This window comes from Nostoc sp. (genome assembly GCF_036917395.1).
Lineage (GTDB): Bacteria > Cyanobacteriota > Cyanobacteriia > Cyanobacteriales > Nostocaceae > Nostoc.
Window position 1 is genome coordinate 1 of the sequence record NZ_JBALDI010000006.1, and the last position, 16,644, is coordinate 16,644.

Consider the following 16,644-nt stretch of genomic DNA (forward strand, 5'->3'; position numbering starts at 1 on the left):
TGGCCTTAGGGGTGGCGTTTGGCGTGGCCTTAGGGGTGGCGTTTGGCGTGGCCTTAGGGGTGGCGTTTGGCGTGGCCTTAGGGGTGGCGTTTGGCATGGCGTTTGGCGTAGGGGATGGTGTGGTATCTAGCGTGGCGTCTAGCGTGGCGTTTTCAGTGGTGCAAGGGGTGGCGTTTGGCGTGGTCTTAGGGGTGGCGTTTGGCGTAGGGGAAGGCGCGGCGTTAAGCCTGTGGTTAGGCGTGGCGTCTAGCGTGGCGTCTGGCATAGCGTTAAGCGTAGCGTATAGCGTGATGTTTGGCATAGGGAAAGTAGAGGAAGTTGAGGATGTCGTGGGGTTAAGCGTGACATATAGCGTGGCGTTCGTAGCGTTTGGCGTGGCGTTCGTGGCGTTTGGCATGGCGTCTGGCATGGGGTTAGGCGTGGCGTTTGGTGTGGCGTCTAGCGTGGCGTTTGGCGTGGCATCTAGCGTGACGTTTGGCGTGGTGTCTAGCGTGACGTCTGGCGTGGCGTTTGGCATGGCGTCTAGCATGGCGTTTGGCGTGGCGTCTAGCGTGGCGTTTGGCATGGGGTTAGGCGTGGCGTCTGGCATGGGGTTAGGCGTGGCGTTTGGCATGGGGTTAGGCGTGGCGTTTGGCGTGGTAGAAAAAATTGATGATGAATATTTCAATGGGGTAATAGGAGTCGGCTTTTCGTTCGGTATACCAGGAGGTCTAGGCTTTGGTGTAGCTGGTGGTATGGTACATGGTGTAGCGTTAGGCGTTGTATATGGTGTTACTTTTGCTGTGCTGTTCTCTCTGGGTTTCACTATAAATTTATGGCGACCAATAGTTTTATACCCATTGCTCCAATTATGGAATTTAGCACTTTATCGGTTGGAAAAAAACCGCATCAACCAGCCTTATTCAAGTTCATTACGCTATCATTCAGCCTTTTGGGATCAATTGCAACGTATACCTTTATATGGTTTAGATAAGTATTTACTTTTAGTGATAGAACATAACCCAAGCGAGGGTGAAGCTGCCATTAATTATGTCAATGAAAGTCTCCAAAATTGGGTTGTTCAAATTTGCAAAGATGCACTAAGCCTAAGAAAATGTGGTGATGTAGAAGCTATACGTCAGGTTCATCGCACTATAGAAGTTGACGAATTAGGTAACTCAATTAATTCTGTGTTACGTATCTTTACTCACATCAGTCAGGATGTAAACGCAGCATTAGAACAAAGAAGTAATTACAACCAGCGAATAGCTCTTAAAGCTGTATCAGAAAAGTTAAATGGACAGTTAGAAAACTTCAATCGTATTAATAATAAATATGCTTCTTCCTTTCTACCTTTTGGTAAAATATGGCTGGATATAATCAACAAATATATAGAAGAACTAGCTATCAAAGTTGAACAAAATAAAGAAATTGACAACCCTTATATTATTGGTGTACCGCTCACACTAGAGCAAGAAATTTTCACGGGGCGTGATGACATTGGCTTACGCATTGAGCAATTACTTTTAGATCGCCGTCGTCCACCTCTGCTACTATACGGTCAGCGACGTATGGGTAAAACTTCCCTCCTCAACAACATCGGAAGGTTACTACCTAATACCATCATCCCGATGTTTGTAGACTTGCAAGGCGCACCTTCATCAGCTAGTGACCATGCAGGTTTTCTCTACAACCTGGCTAGAGATATGGAGAAGTCAGCGAAAAAGCAAGGTGTAACTCTACCATCCCTAGCCCGCGAAGTGTTAAAATCTGACCCCTTCACTTATTTTTATGAATGGCTAGATAAAGTAGAACAGGCTCTAGAACAAAATACCGCCTTACTAGCGCTAGATGAATTCGAGGTGCTAGACAACGCTATAGCCAAAGGTCGCTTTGATCAACAGGATGTTTTGGGTATGCTGCGTAACCTCATCCAACACCGTCCCCGCTTCAAGGTGTTGCTGGCTGGCTCCCATACTATCGAAGAATATCAGCGCTGGGCTAGTTATCTGATTAATGTCCAAGTTGTGCATATCTCCTACCTCAAAGAAGTGGAAGCACGACAATTAATTGAATGTCCCGTCAAAGATTTTACCCTCCGCTATGAACCCAACGCCGTTGAGCGAGTGCTACAACTCACCCGTTGTCACCCATTCTTAGTACAACTATTATGTGCAGAAATTATTGTCCTTAAAAACGAACAAGACCCCTCTATGCGGCGATTGGCAACTTTAGGGGATGTGGAAGCCGCGATACCAGAAGCTTTGCAAAGTGGGAGCTTTTTCTTTGCTGATATTCAAAATAATCAAGTAGACGCCACCGGACAAGCTATTCTACGTTTTATCGCTGCTCAAGGGGAAGGGGCTAGAGTTAGTCGTCAAACTTTATTGCAACAGTTCTCCGATGCTAATATTACTTTCAGCTTGCTGTTGCAACGGGAGTTAATTGAGGAAGTTGACGACGGCTATCGCTTCCAGGTGGAGTTGATTCGCCGCTGGTTTGTTTGAATCATGTCCGGTAAATTAACTTATGATATGTCATTGGGAGCGATCGCAAAGCGTCTCGTAGAGAAGCGAAGCAATTCCAAGGATGTTGCAATCGCTTTGCTTTGCTCGTAATGACAAATATTCAGCCGGACATAATCTCAAAGACTCGTTAACGGAGTTCAAACACTCGTTCACGAGTATCAAAGACTCGTTGACGGAGTTCAAACACTCATTCACGAGTATCAAAGACTCGTTGACGGAGTTCAAACACTCATTCACGAGTATCAAAGACTCATTCACGAGTATCAAAGACTCGTTAACGGAGTTCAAAGACTCGTTGACGGAGTTCAAACACTTGTTCACGAGTATCAAAGACTCGTTGACGGAGTTCAAACACTCATTCACGAGTATCAAAGACTCGTTGACGGAGTTCAAACACTCATCTAAGCTAAACTATTCATTGCCTAGAGTTTTTATTTACCAAAGCGACGCTTTATATAATCTGCTTGGGAATCGCCGCGAACGGATTGAATACTAGAAGTTAGGTAAAGTGGTGCGTTAGCCTTTGGCGTAATGCACCCTACCAAAACTACTGCTAAAAATAGAAGTTAAAATACACGAACATCAGACTTAGGGAGATATTTACTGCTTGTGCTGGCGTAATTGCTCTACTATATAGTCTTCGAGTTCTTGTTTTTCTCTGTTACTGGCATTTCGTTGATAAGTTCTTCCTGTTTCTTGAATAAACCTGCGTTTCTCACTTGGAGAAGATTTGAGTTTACCTCCAGCGCCTTGCAGCTTTTGCTGTAATTCTTCCCAGGTCTTTTCACCTACACTTTCACCTAGTTTTACCAGTACCTTTGGTAGTAATGTTTTTGCCTCTGTTTGAAAATCTTCTTCTGTCTCAAGGGAAGCTAAATCAGTTTTGCTGAAATCGATATCGATTTGAAACTTACTCATAGAATTTTATTTGTTCTTTCAACGATTATTAGCACAATGACGAGAAGATAGCTGTACAACCAGGTTAGCAATATTAAAAATGCTATCTTAAAGGCAAAGGTCATTTGCTAAATTATTCAGGAAAGCGCTATGACTACAACGCTCAGAGAGGCTAATTCTATCGAGTCATTGCTAGGTAAAGAGGCTGAAGACCTGCTTACCTACAAAGCAAAAGTTTCTCAGGATTTAATACATTTGCCAGGGCCAGACTTTATAGATCGAATCTGGCTTAACAGCGATCGCAACCCTCAAGTATTGCGTAATCTCCAGTTACTTTATTCTACTGGTCGTCTTGCAAACACAGGATATCTGTCTATTCTACCGGTAGACCAAGGGATTGAACACTCAGCAGGTGCGTCTTTTGCGCCCAATCCGATTTACTTTGACCCAGAAAATATTATCAAATTAGCGATCGCCGCAGATTGCAATGCGGTTGCTACTACTTTGGGGACATTAGGGATTGTTTCGCGCAAATATGCCCACAAAATTCCCTTTATTGCCAAAATCAATCACAACGAATTGCTGACTTTCCCCAATCAATTTGACCAGGTATTGTTTGCTGATGTGGAACAAGCTTGGAATTTAGGGGCCACCGCCGTAGGTGCGACAATTTACTTTGGTTCAGACCAGTCTACCAGACAAATCCAAGAAATCAGCAAAGCTTTTAAACGCGCCCATGAACTGGGTTTGGCGACAATTCTCTGGTGCTATCTGCGGAATAACGCTTTTAAACAAGATAAAGATTACCACGTTGCGGCTGACCTCACCGGACAAGCGAATCATTTGGGTGTGACGATTGAAGCCGACATCATCAAACAAAAGTTACCCGAAAATAACAATGGTTACGGTGCTGTTGCCAAAGCTACTGGTAAGAGTTACGGCAAAACCGATGAGCGGGTTTACACAGAACTGACAACTGACCATCCAATTGATTTAACTCGTTACCAAGTACTGAATTGTTACTCTGGGCGTGTAGGGTTGATTAATTCTGGTGGCGCGACTGGTAAAAATGACTTCGCCGAAGCCATTCGCACTGCTGTAATTAACAAACGCGCTGGTGGTTCAGGATTAATTTCTGGGCGAAAAACCTTCCAACGTCCCTTTGAGGAAGGTGTAAAACTGTTTCATACGATTCAGGATGTTTACTTATCGCCAGATGTGACAATAGCTTAGGAAGTGGGGAGTGGGGAGATGAGGGAGCAAGAAAAAATAACTAATGCCCAATCCCCCATTCCCTATTCCCTATTCCCCACTCCCCATTTTTATCTAACGTTTCTCAATAGAAAATCTGGTTGACCACAACTTTTTTGCGATCGCTTCAAAATCTCCGCGCTACAAATACCAGCTTCACCGTTTTTGGAATAACAAAAGAAGACTTCTTGCAAAAATCTTCCCGAACCAGAACAAAAAGGTGCTACACCATCAGCAGTAATTTGATTATTAGCACTCACAAATGAATTTTTAAAATTTGTAATTGTGGTACGCAAGGGTTTATTAGGACGATTATAAGCTGCGGGAATAGCGATCGCATCTTTTAACTTTTTACTAAATGCCAAGTATTGGGCAGGAGTTTTCCCGGAACAAGTACCATGTTTTTCCCATTCATGATCGAGAAGTTTAGGGCTAGGAAACAAATTGGCAAACCGTCGCTTTACTTCCGACGGTAATTTTTGCGTGGAACAATTAGCAGGATAACCACTTTGGTACTGTGGCCACAAACCATGTAGTACAAAACCAAGTTTCTTTCCAGAACCACACTGCTGCGGGTCACGGGTACCATTTGTCGCACAATAATCTGGTGACCAAGAGAGTGTCAGTACATAAAAATCAAATTGACCCGGAGTACCGCGATTTTGAGCAATGGCAGCATTAGGTATAAAAAGACCAGTAATTAACAGAGAAGATGCAATCAAAAGTTTCTTAATCTGCATATAAACAGTTAGTTTTCCCTAAAACTCAAGTTATACAAAATACATTCTTAAGAGTCAAGGATCAAGAATCAAAGGTCAGGAATTTTTCCCCAGTTCCCAATCCCCAACGAATTCAGAAAAAGCAAATCTTGGTAGGGATTCTGGGATATCCTTAGATAAGTGAAAGATTTGCCAAAAATAGTAAGAATGAAGCTGGCAGCAAGAGTAAGTCAGGTAACACCTTCATTAACCTTAGCGATCGCAGCCAAGGCTAAGGCACTGAAGGTAGAAGGAATAGATGTTTGTAGTTTTAGCGCCGGAGAACCAGATTTTGATACCCCAGCGCATATTAAAGCCGCAGCAGTCAAAGCTTTGGATGAAGGCAAAACCAAATACGGTGCAGCAGCTGGAGAACCAAAGTTAAGGGAAGCGATCGCCCACAAGCTTAAAATTGATAACGGTCTTGATTACAAGTCAGAGAATGTGATCGTCACCAATGGCGGTAAGCATTCTCTTTACAACTTAATAGTGGCGCTAATAGATCCAGGTGATGAGGTAATTATCCCTGCGCCCTACTGGCTAAGTTATCCCGAAATGGTGACTTTAGTCGGTGGAGTCCCGGTGATTGTCTCTACAGATGCCACGACCGATTATAAAATTACTCCCGAACAACTCCGTAAAGCAATCACGCCAAAGACGAAGTTATTTATCCTCAACTCCCCATCTAATCCTACAGGGATGGTTTACACGCCAGATGAAATCAAAGCACTGGCGAAGGTAGTAGTTGATGCAGATATCTTTGTCGTCTCTGATGAGATTTACGAAAAAATTCTCTACGACGGTGCAGAACATATTAGCATCGGTTCTCTAGGGAAGGAAATTTTTGACCGGACTTTGATCAGTAATGGGTTTGCGAAGGCTTATTCCATGACTGGGTGGCGTATCGGCTATTTAGCGGGGCCAGTGGAGATTATTAAAGCAGCGAGTACCATCCAAGGGCATAGTACATCTAACGTGTGTACCTTTGCCCAATATGGTGCGATCGCAGCTTTGGAAAGTCATCAAGATTGTGTCGAAGAAATGCGCCAAGCCTTCGCTAAACGGCGACAGGTAATGTTAGACAGACTCAACGCCATTCCGGGATTGAGTACTGCAAAACCAGATGGCGCTTTTTATCTGTTCCCTGATATCAGCAAAACCGGTCTAAAATCCCTAGAATTTTGTGACGCTTTGTTGGAAAAACATCAAGTTGCAGTCATTCCTGGAATTGCTTTTGGTGCTGATGACAATATTCGCCTTTCCTACGCCACAGATATGGCGACGATTGAAAAGGGAATGGATAGATTAGAGAAATTTGTCAAGTCGCGTATTTAGTTAGTTGTCATTTGTGAGGACAATTTACCAACTCTCCAACTTATTAACTCCACCTTTTCGACTCAGAACGGGTGGAGTTCATTTTCAAACCTGAAGTTTCGAGTTCCAAGGTTGAAGTTTCGAGTTCCGAGGTTGAAGTTCCGAGTTCCGAGGTTGAAGTTCTGAGTTCCGAGGTTGAAGTTCCGAGTTCCGAGGTTGAAGTGCCGAGTTCCGAGGTTGAAGTTCCGAGTTCCGAGGTTGAAGTTCCGAGTTCCAAGCTTGAAGTGCCGAGTTCCAAACTTGAAGTTCCGAGTTCCAAGCTTGAAGTTCCGAGTTCCAAGCTTGAACAGGACTTACGCAATAACTCTCTGAAACTCTTATTCCTTTGTGTCCAACTCTTGGAGACGCTGCGCGAATGCGTCCTTTGCGGTTCGTTTTATCATGATTTTGCGTAAGTCCTGTTGAAGTTCCGAGTTCAAAGCCTGAAGTTTCGAGTTCCAAACCTCAAGTGATGCGTTCCAATAAAACGAATAAAAATAATTTCAATATCATAACTGCGGATTTTCCCATGACTGAACGTCACCGTCCCTCAACACTTAAACCAAACGAATTCTACACATTCTACAGCATACTTTTATTTAGAACTCATCAAACGTGGAAACGACCTGACTAGTACAATTCCTCCAACCAAGGCAAAAATTGATCCTAAACTGGTAAACATAATAGGTAAAAACCATAAACTTAGCTAAGAGTTGATCCTGGCAGAATCTGGCTTTTGAGGACTGTATAATATTTCTACTTGCTGACCTTTAGTAAATTCTGGTGGGTTGCTGCCTGTATCCGCTTCAAAAACCGTTGATTCACCAGAACGGGCAGTAAATTTCACCACTGGATAGTAGACATAAGAAGAACTGCCCTTACTATCAGTTGATGAACGTTGCACCAAATCGATTATTGTCCCTTGTGCAGGTATTGCCGAGGTGACAAAGGAACGAGTATTCAGTCCAATAATTATGCCCGTGACGGCAATTATGCTACCAACACCGCCGAATATTGAACCAAATATACGAGAGAACTTTGTATCTTCATTCATAAAATCTTGAAAAGTTCGATGTCGCCAAAAGTTTTGATTTCAACTTTTAGGTTAATATTTTTAGATTAGATAACAATCGGGGAAAACTAGGGGAGGTAAGTCTTGAGACTATACCCCAATCTGAATTTTGGCGTTCCAAATCTCATGTTTTGTGTTCCCAGCTTAAAGTTTTTCAAGTTCCCCGCATTCACACAAACAACCGCACCACAGTGCAAACAAAATTTGGTAACAGAGATGAAGATAGATCATCTGTTGCGAATATATGTTGCGACTAATTTCAGAACTGCTTTTTCTCAGTGATTGCCCGATGACCCTGACATCTACATCAACTCCATCTCCCGCAACCCCTGGCGTAATCTCTTCGCCTCTTCGGGATTATGCCTTTCATGAAGGGCGATCGCTTTTCTAAAAGCTGTTAAACTATCTTGATGATTGCCAACTTTGAGCAACACTACCCCTAAATTTTGATACGCTTCGGCATAGTTGGGATTTAACTCGATTGCATTTTGATAATATGCGATCGCATCTGTCAATAAACCCAAAGCCTTAAATATCATCGCTAAATTATAATGTCCAACAACAAAAGTTGGGTCAATTTTCAAAGTTGTGGCGTAAGCAGTTTTCGCACCATCGAAATCACCTGCTGCTTTGAGTAAGTTACCCAAGTTGTTGTATGCTCCTAATTTGAGCATGGGGTAAATTGGCAATTTGATTGCAGCTTTATAGTGATAAATAGCCTGTGGAGATTTTTGCAACCGACTGTAGGCAATGCCTAAATGATAGTGGAGTTCATATAAAATATCGTAGTTTTCTTCAGCAGTGGTGATTCCTCGTCTAAGCAACTCCATACCTGGGGAAATTTTCCCAGTTTGCACATACAATGCCCCTAATTTACTGCAAACATAAGGGTCATCAGGATGAGTCGCGAGAAACCCTTCCATCGCCGTAGCTGCTTTGGCATATTTGTTATTTTGAGCGATCGCACTTTTTTGATATCCTACGTGTAAAAGTGCTACTCCTGGTAAATAACCTACTTGCCAATGGGGTTCTTTGGTTAAAATTGCTGACACACTATCATCTACTAAGGCATGATAAGGACGGTCAAAACGAATATCTGGATGATTGCGGAACAGCCTGGAAACCAGAGAATAGGGAGATTGTTCTGCACCAACTTCATGGCGGAGGAGGTTGAGGAGCAGGTATTCATCTCTTGCGATCGCCTCCCGCAATTGCGGTAAAATTGCTGGTGTGAGAGTTTCATCAGCATCTAATACCAGAATCCAATCACCAGTGACATATTTTAGAGCTGCATTACGCGCAGCACTGAAGTCATTACACCATTTAAAATGATAGACTTTTGCACCGAGTTGTTGGGCAATATTGGGAGTGCGATCAATTGAACCTGTATCCAAGACTACCATTTCATCCACCACTTTTCTGACACTGTTCAGGCATTTAGCTAGTGTTGCTGATTCGTTTTTCACAATCATGCACAGACTGAGTTTCATATTGCCAATAGATTCTGGGTTCAGATTTTTTGCTTGCTGTAGTCACCAACTTTTATTTTGCACCGATATAGCATCAGATAATCATATGGCGAATTTTTAACAAAGGACATGATAAGGATATTTTATTTACCATCAAAATGCTCAAGTTATACTTGTTAGACAAACTTACTAAAACTTACTCAAGATATATCTATTTTAGTTCTTTGAGAATTTTTCTAAATAAGCCTAAAAAATCTTAACAGGGTGAGTCGCTACAAAGCCTCCTATATCAAACTGTAAAGTCTAATTCTCATCAGGGTCACATTATTGACACATCATCTACATACTCATTTGCTCTAGACTCTACAGAGGTCAACTTACCCTTCACGTCTGGATTTATGAAATTGAGAGTGGAGAAGTCTTTGCTGACGATGCCGATACGGGTCGATTTAAAATCAGAGAAAATCACCCCTTACCTGTACCTAATCCTCTAATAGGTGTACACTCAAAATAGTAGATTTATCTTATATGTCTGGGGTAATAGTTAATAATCTTTTAAACTAGATATTACCCATTTGTGATGCTTGTATAACTATAATACAGATTATATAAATAGTCATATATATCATGAAAAATTCATTCACCAAGACAGCAAATTTACTTCGCCAAAATCTCAAAGAATATTTGCGATCGCTTCAGTATTGGTTTTTAGATACACCAGAAAGGGCGCTCTTAGAAGCTCAACAAGCAGCTCAGAGAATTAAAAATATCGAGAGCGAACATTTTGGCAACAAAAAAATATCATCAGAATCAGTCAATTATACTGAAAATGTGATGTCTTACTGGCAAGGATACCTTGATAAGAATTTAACTATTATCAAAATCAGGCTGGCAGAGTTCCGGCTTAGTCGGGGAATTGTCAATATCTCTAATTCTGTTTTATTAGAAAAGTTAAAGGTTATTGATGAAATTGTAGAAAAGTACGCTATCAAAGATGAACTAATTAGCAATAGCGAGTTAAAATCAACTTCTCAACCACTACAAGTTAACCAGGGCGAAATCAACAAACAGCTAGACTCATCTAATATCAATAATATTCAAGCTCTACTTCCATCTCAAAAAACTGGGGCAATTCCAAGGTCTTTTGGCAAAACAGTTAACAGAATTAAAGCAGGATTCTCCCCACAGGCAGAAGAAGAATTTATTAGAAGTTACCGAAGTTCTCGAAATCGGACAAAAACTGCTCTGAGATTTTTATTAATTCTAATTATTGTACCGTTTTTAACTCAGCATTTTTCTAAGCAATTCTTAGTAGTTCCCCTATTAGAAAAGATTAGAGGAGATCAAATTCAAACTTTCCTCAATTATGATATACAGAAAGAAGCTCTTCATGAATTACATAATTTTGAGCAAGCATTGAAATTTGAACATTTACTCAATCAAGCGCCACCACTTTCTTCAGAGGTAATAACAGACAAAATCAAAGACAAAGCAATCGAAATAGCTGAAAAATCTCATATTCAAAGTAATAGCGCCATTAGTAATGTTTTTGCAGATTTTATATCACTAATTTCTTTTAGTATAATCATCGCTTTCAGCAAAAGAGAAATTCTGATTGTGAAGTCTTTTATGGATACCATTGTCTATGGTCTCAGCGATAGCGCTAAAGCTTTTTTAATTATTTTGTTTACAGATATATTTGTAGGATTTCACTCACCAGATGGGTGGGAGGTTCTTCTTGAAGGATCGGCAGAACATTTAGGTTTGCCAGCCAGTAGAAATGTAATATTTTTCTTTATTGCTACATTTCCAGTGATTTTAAACACTATCTTTAAATACTGGATATTCCGCTATCTGAGTCGCTTATCTCCGTCAGCATTAGCTACATTAAAAGAGATGGACGAGTAAATTCATAATTTATAATTATTTTGACGCATTTGTCTTATGATTCGCTAGGCTATGTATATCCTGGTTCTTCCAAAGCGTACTATGGATTTTGAAAGCAAAGCCAATGCCCCAACTCCCACAGATAACATAGAGTTTGCTCAACCAACTACTACCCGTAAGCCATTGGAATTGTTGCGAGATACTGAGGCTTTGCTACGTCGCCCAACCGTAGCAACACTGTCGCCGATTTTGCCACCAAAACTAAGCAATAGATTCCAAGCAACCTCATCTTTGGCAGATGACTCCTTTAAGGAACTGGCAGAAATTGACCTAGATAGTATTAGTGATTTTGAACTGCGACCTGCACGAATTCATGTTGGCTTAAGCTTTGTTGGTTTTGGGGCGCTGATGATATTAGTGCTGCTGCTGTACTTAAACACCTTGCGTCCAGAACTCAGAACGGTTGAACAGATTCAGCGATATTGGTATGAATATGTTTGGTTTGTCAGTTTGGGTGTTACGGGGATGTTTATGTTGGGACGTGAAGCGATGCGTCCTATGCCAAAGCGGCGAAAATGAAAAGTCGTAATTTGCTCATTATCGAAGTTTCAAGTATGTGAGGTGGTCTTGTTTTGCTAGATTTCCCACTGTTTGAGCGTCGGAGTTTGAAAAGTAAGAAGTCTATCCCCTGATGACGGGGTTAAGGTCTTTTATTAATGCCGGAATGGGACTAATAAAAGCTCTAAGCTGTGCAGGATAAGGGCTACAGATTTGAAAGCTATTGAACAGTGAAGAATGAGTCAGGCGATCAGTCTTGATACAGGGTCAGCGAAGCGATCGCAGTAAAGGAAACTGAACTTTGCTCCCGACCTACCCGCCCGATGGAAGCGATCGCTCCGGCGTTGCTTCCTTGCACTGGAAATACAATAGTATCTCTTTCAGCTTCCCACCTTGCTGCTAGCTGAATGATACAGTATGAGCGTTGCTAAAAACTGATAACTATGAGCGGCGAGATTGTTGAAAAACTGAAGGAAGCTAGTACTGGCTTGTTAATGATGAGCGAGTCGGATTACCCTTTCGAGGTTGTTCAGTGGGAAGGTGCTGCACCTGCAACACAGGAGAAAATATTACAGTTAACAGGTTCTCAAAACCTGCCAATAGAAGTAGTAGATTTGGACTATCTCTTTCGTAATTGTGCTTTTGAGCAAGAGTGGCACAATGAATTACAGAAAAAAGATGTTCAAAAATTTCAAACACTTGTCCAGACACTTAAAGATAATCTTAGTGACATCAGCGTTTATCGGGTTGGAAAAATAAATATTGACGCTTACATCATAGGACAAACTAAAGATGGTGACTTAGCTGGAGTCCTAACAAAACTGGTTGAAACCTAGTAAGCAGTTTGGAAATTTCTCTAAATAAAAGCCTAGCCATCTTTACGGCTAGGCTTTCTCGTTTTTGAAATTATCCAAACTTATAAATTATCGACTTGCGCTTCTATTACAGACTCAGTTTCAGTTTCGCCCTGGCTAGCAATATCAATCTCCAAGCACTGTGCCACAAACTAGTTACTTTCCTGCCATACACTTGCAGCAAAAGTTTGTTTAATAAGTTTTTATTGTTCGGCACTTTCTTTTGTATTTGATTATACGCTAGAAGAAAACCGGAGGTGCATTGAAGCCGCAAACGCTTATTTGCTAAGATTTTCAGTGCGACAACATTGAAACAGGGCAACTTCTGATCACCATGCCAACATCTACAATCGACAGTAAAGACGCAGCAGCCATCCAAGCCGCCAGAGTTGGGGTTGCTATATGCGATCGCTCTGGCTGGGGACGCATCAAAGTGTCTGGCGATGATCGCCTCAATTTCTTACACAACCAAAGTACTAACAATTTCCAAATACTTAAGCCAGGACAAGGTTGTGATACGGTTTTTATCACTTCCACAGCTAGGACAATTGATTTAGCAACCGCCTACGTTAGAGAAGATGCAGTAATCCTGCTGGTTTCACCCAATCGCCGCCAGTTTCTCATGGAATGGCTAGATAAATATATTTTCTTTGCCGATAAGGTGGAATTATCTGATATCACACAATACACCAATACCTTCAGCCTGATTGGCCCAGGAAGCGACGCTGTTTTAGAAAAGTTGGGTATTGGGGAACTCATCGGGCAACCTAACGGTAGTCACAAAGTATACACAATTGCTTCCGCTGAGGGAGTGCGGATTGCTGTGGGTAGTGGGTTAGCGGCTCCCGGATACACCTTAACTTTCCCCTATACTGATAAATCTTCGGTGTGGAACAAATTGTTAGAAGCTGGGGCGGTAGAGATGAGCGATCGCGCTTGGGATGCCTTGCGAATCTTACAAGGCCGCCCCGCCCCAGATGCTGAACTCACAGATGATTACAATCCTCTGGAGGTTGGTTTGTGGCAAACAATTTCTTTTAATAAAGGTTGCTATATTGGGCAAGAAACCATCGCTCGGTTAAACACATACAAAGGTGTAAAACAACACCTTTTAGGTATCCGCCTCAGTGCCCCGGCATCAGTTGGAAGTGCGATCGCAGTTGGAGATGAAAAGGTCGGCAAACTTACCAGTTACACAGAAACTGCTGATGGTTATTTTGGACTAGGTTACATTCGCACTAAAGCTGGTGGCGTAGGCTTGAAAGTCCAAGTGGGAGAAATTGAAGGTGAAGTAGTAGAAATCCCGTTTGTTTCTCAGGAATACCCATAAGCAATTCAAATCAAAATATCTTTCTCTTTATCCCGAGCGCCGTAACAGAATTCATCTACCCAAGAAGCTAGACTACGGGCATTACTAGTTGGTATTAAATTAACTTTGCTTTGAACGTGTTGTGGTTGGATATTCGGATGTTTGCCGTTGCTCTTAACCTCGGTAGTAATTGCTAGCGATGCTCCTGAAGGGGGCCGCCCCTTGGGCGATGTCTGACGACAAGCTGCTTTGCTGCTACGCACTGGTTTGCGGTTACTACAAATCTCAATGGTAGTTGCCAGCAATGCACCTACAGGGAGCCACCCCTTGGGCGATGTCTGACTACAAGCTGCTTTGCTGCTACGCACTGTTTTGTCGTTGCTCTTAACCTCGGTAGCTAATGCCACAGATGACATAGTTTTGACTTTGCTGTTAACCTCACTGGTCATTGTCAGCGATGCTTCTGAAGATAACTTACCAGAGTGCGATCGCGGTGGTTGATATTCGTTTATGAAACTGGAGGATGGCGTTTTTACTGGAGTATCAGGAGCAATTTTAGTAGCAAATGCAGCTATCAACTCAGGTTTGTGTGTGTGAACTACCTCAGTGGTAGCTGTAAATGATGGCACAAGTTGATCGGCACGTGGCAAGTTGAAGTCTAGAGTCTTGGCAGGAGAATGAGGCGCAATCTGGCTGGCAGTTACAACCGATGACAGATGTTGATCCTCAGAATGCTTCTCATGTGGCAATTTGCTTTCAACTTGGCTGGTAGCCATAGAATGTTCTGATTTTATTAAACGTAACTCTTGATCAGGATTGAAGTTAAGACCTAAAGCAGCGACTATTTTATCTGGATCGTTATTCAGATCCAGCATAAAAGAAAGTATTTCATCAAACTGGGGTTCCAAAACAGACAATGTTGCCAAAATAAAACCGGACAAAGGACGCCGCAGACCATCGTAAGTCCCCCAAATTCGGATTTTGACCAGCCAGGGAATATTTTGCTCGTAGTAAATCAGCCACTTTTGTTTTAAGGATTGACGCAGCTGCTGGATATTCATTGGATGCCTCACTTCAGTCAACAAGATTACAGACCTTGATATTAGTTAATTAATTTGATTTCTGGGGATGAAACCGATAATAGAGCATCTGTTCGACTCTTTGACCACCTAGCAAATGATTTTCTATCAGTAGAGATACTTCATCGGGTTGAACGCCGCTATACCAGACCATATCCGGTAATATCAGCACCATCGGCCCATTGCCACATTGTCCCAAACAGCTACTAGCCGTTACCGTTACACCAGGGATTGGCAAAGCCATAAAAGCTGCTAAAACCTTGAGGGCACCTTGCTTTTTGCAGGTGCGATTTTGACAAACCTGTACACATTTAGCAGAAGAGGGTTGGTCTATTATCGGGAAGTTTGATGGTTGACTTATGTTTGACATTTTTTAACGAACCGCTCCAAACGCAGAGGATACAGAGGAGGAGAAAGGGAGTAGGAAAGAAGCAGGGGAGCATACTTCTCTACGAGAGGCTGCGCCCTAAGCGTAGCTATGCCGCAGGCTTTACGACTGCGCTCAGTAACCAGGGAGCAGGAAGCAGATGCGAAAGAGGTAATTTTAATTCTCCCCCTTGCCCCCTGCGCCCTGCCCCTCTGCCTCTTATGCCCAATGCCCCATAACTAATCTATTGAAAGTCCTTTTGAGGCTAGCCATTCCGGGTTGAATATCCGCGACTGATACCGGGAACCACTATCACATAGGATGGTGACAATGGTATGTCCTGGCCCCAACTGCTTCGCTAAAACAACAGCTGCACCAACATTAATACCTGTTGAACCGCCCATTAACAGCCCATCTTTCCTCAGCAGTTGGTAAACTACTCGCAAAGCTTCTTTGTCATCGATTTGGATAGCATCATCAGCAGGTGCGCCTTCCATATTGGCTGTGACACGACCATTACCGATGCCTTCGGTGATGGAATTTCCTTCTATGTTAATTTCGCCTGTTTTAATATAGCTATAAAGTCCACTACCCAGCGGATCGGCAACAACGCATTTAATTGCTGGATTTTGTTGTTTCAAGTACAATGCCACACCAGCAAAAGTACCGCCAGTACCAGTTGCAGTTGTCCATGCATCTATTTTACCATCTGTCTGCGCCCAAATTTCCGGGCCTGTGGTTTCGTAGTGGGCGCGGCGGTTGGCTAAGTTATCAAACTGATTCGCCCAAATAGCATTTTCTAACTCAGCAGCGACTCTGCCAGATAGCTTGACGTAGTTGTTCGGGTCTTTGTAGGGTACAGCGGGGATGGGACGGACTTCTGCTCCGAGTGCTGTCAGTGCGTCTATTTTTTCTTGTGACTGAGTATCGGGAATAATAATTAGGCATTTGTAGCCTTTGGCGTTGCAAATATGTGCTAGTCCAATGCCAGTATTACCAGCAGTTCCTTCTACAACGGTGCCACCGGGTTTGAGTAGACCTTTCTCTTCTGCGTCTTGGATGATGTAAAGTGCGGCGCGGTCTTTGAGGGAACCGCCAGGATTGAGGAATTCTGCTTTACCAAGGATTTCACATCCTGTTTCTTCGCTGAAGCTGTTTAAGCGAATCAGAGGTGTATTGCCAACAGCGCCGACGAAGCCATTTTTAATATCCATTTTGACTGTACCTGTGTGAGTATCTATAAAAATTTTGGCTTATAGCAGTGGCATGATTTACAGCTTATT

15 protein-coding genes are annotated in these 16,644 nt (G+C 42.5%); 7 read left to right on the forward strand and 8 right to left on the reverse strand.

Annotated features, from left to right (window positions below):
• Window positions 1-2,486: AAA family ATPase (locus V7K46_RS05290; protein WP_335111568.1), on the forward strand; the 2,486-nt coding region annotated here is incomplete at its 5' end.
• A gap of 621 nt (window positions 2,487-3,107) precedes the next feature.
• On the opposite strand, the gene V7K46_RS05295 is transcribed toward V7K46_RS05290, so the two are convergent.
• On the reverse strand, window positions 3,108-3,425 hold the full coding sequence (locus V7K46_RS05295; protein WP_335111569.1) for a hypothetical protein: 318 nt from the start codon (window positions 3,423-3,425) through the stop codon (window positions 3,108-3,110).
• A gap of 129 nt (window positions 3,426-3,554) precedes the next feature.
• Between V7K46_RS05295 and V7K46_RS05300 the strand changes: the two genes are divergently transcribed.
• Window positions 3,555-4,637 (forward strand): class I fructose-bisphosphate aldolase, encoded by a 1,083-nt coding sequence (locus V7K46_RS05300; protein ID WP_335111570.1) that lies wholly within the window; start codon window positions 3,555-3,557, stop codon window positions 4,635-4,637.
• An 89-nt stretch (window positions 4,638-4,726) separates the two neighbouring features.
• Here the strand turns inward: V7K46_RS05300 and V7K46_RS05305 are convergent, their stop codons facing one another.
• Window positions 4,727-5,395 (reverse strand): ribonuclease T2 family protein, encoded by a 669-nt coding sequence (locus tag V7K46_RS05305; protein ID WP_335111571.1) that lies wholly within the window; start codon window positions 5,393-5,395, stop codon window positions 4,727-4,729.
• A gap of 186 nt (window positions 5,396-5,581) precedes the next feature.
• On the opposite strand from V7K46_RS05305, the gene V7K46_RS05310 reads away from it, so the two are divergent.
• Window positions 5,582-6,748 carry a pyridoxal phosphate-dependent aminotransferase gene (locus tag V7K46_RS05310; protein ID WP_335111572.1) on the forward strand — a complete coding sequence of 389 codons (1,167 nt, stop codon included), beginning with the start codon at window positions 5,582-5,584 and terminating at the stop codon, window positions 6,746-6,748.
• Between the two features lie 84 nt (window positions 6,749-6,832).
• On the opposite strand, the gene V7K46_RS05315 is transcribed toward V7K46_RS05310, so the two are convergent.
• From V7K46_RS05315 to V7K46_RS05325, 3 genes are all read right to left on the reverse strand, one after another.
• Complete coding sequence (locus tag V7K46_RS05315) at window positions 6,833-7,228, reverse strand: hypothetical protein (RefSeq protein ID WP_335111573.1); 396 nt, start codon at window positions 7,226-7,228, stop codon at window positions 6,833-6,835.
• Between the two features lie 244 nt (window positions 7,229-7,472).
• Window positions 7,473-7,820, reverse strand: a complete 348-nt coding sequence (locus V7K46_RS05320) for a DUF3592 domain-containing protein (protein ID WP_335111574.1) — start codon at window positions 7,818-7,820, stop codon at window positions 7,473-7,475.
• A 320-nt stretch (window positions 7,821-8,140) separates the two neighbouring features.
• A complete protein-coding gene (locus tag V7K46_RS05325; protein ID WP_335111575.1) occupies window positions 8,141-9,328 on the reverse strand; it encodes a glycosyltransferase in 1,188 nt (395 codons plus the stop codon).
• Between the two features lie 606 nt (window positions 9,329-9,934).
• On the opposite strand from V7K46_RS05325, the gene V7K46_RS05330 reads away from it, so the two are divergent.
• The 4 genes from V7K46_RS05330 to ygfZ all read left to right on the forward strand — a co-directional run bounded on the left by V7K46_RS05330 (window position 9,935) and on the right by ygfZ (window position 13,936).
• Window positions 9,935-11,215, forward strand: a complete 1,281-nt coding sequence (locus V7K46_RS05330) for a proton extrusion protein PcxA (RefSeq protein ID WP_335111576.1) — start codon at window positions 9,935-9,937, stop codon at window positions 11,213-11,215.
• A gap of 81 nt (window positions 11,216-11,296) precedes the next feature.
• Window positions 11,297-11,773, forward strand: coding sequence for a hypothetical protein (locus V7K46_RS05335; protein ID WP_335111577.1), 477 nt, complete (start codon window positions 11,297-11,299; stop codon window positions 11,771-11,773).
• A gap of 422 nt (window positions 11,774-12,195) precedes the next feature.
• On the forward strand, window positions 12,196-12,588 hold the full coding sequence (locus tag V7K46_RS05340) for a nuclease A inhibitor family protein (protein WP_335111578.1): 393 nt from the start codon (window positions 12,196-12,198) through the stop codon (window positions 12,586-12,588).
• 352 nt (window positions 12,589-12,940) lie between these two features.
• On the forward strand, window positions 12,941-13,936 hold the full coding sequence (ygfZ, locus tag V7K46_RS05345; RefSeq protein WP_335111579.1) for a CAF17-like 4Fe-4S cluster assembly/insertion protein YgfZ: 996 nt from the start codon (window positions 12,941-12,943) through the stop codon (window positions 13,934-13,936).
• Window positions 13,937-13,941: 5 nt separating this feature from the next.
• On the opposite strand, the gene V7K46_RS05350 is transcribed toward ygfZ, so the two are convergent.
• The 3 genes from V7K46_RS05350 to V7K46_RS05360 all read right to left on the reverse strand — a co-directional run bounded on the left by V7K46_RS05350 (window position 13,942) and on the right by V7K46_RS05360 (window position 16,575).
• The gene (locus V7K46_RS05350) at window positions 13,942-14,976 is read right to left on the reverse strand and encodes a DUF5331 domain-containing protein (RefSeq protein ID WP_335111580.1); all 1,035 of its coding nucleotides are present in this window, start codon (window positions 14,974-14,976) and stop codon (window positions 13,942-13,944) included.
• 49 nt (window positions 14,977-15,025) lie between these two features.
• Window positions 15,026-15,364 carry a (2Fe-2S) ferredoxin domain-containing protein gene (locus tag V7K46_RS05355; protein WP_335111581.1) on the reverse strand — a complete coding sequence of 113 codons (339 nt, stop codon included), beginning with the start codon at window positions 15,362-15,364 and terminating at the stop codon, window positions 15,026-15,028.
• A 236-nt stretch (window positions 15,365-15,600) separates the two neighbouring features.
• Window positions 15,601-16,575 carry a cysteine synthase A gene (locus V7K46_RS05360; RefSeq protein WP_335111582.1) on the reverse strand — a complete coding sequence of 325 codons (975 nt, stop codon included), beginning with the start codon at window positions 16,573-16,575 and terminating at the stop codon, window positions 15,601-15,603.
• Window positions 16,576-16,644 lie beyond the last annotated feature (69 nt).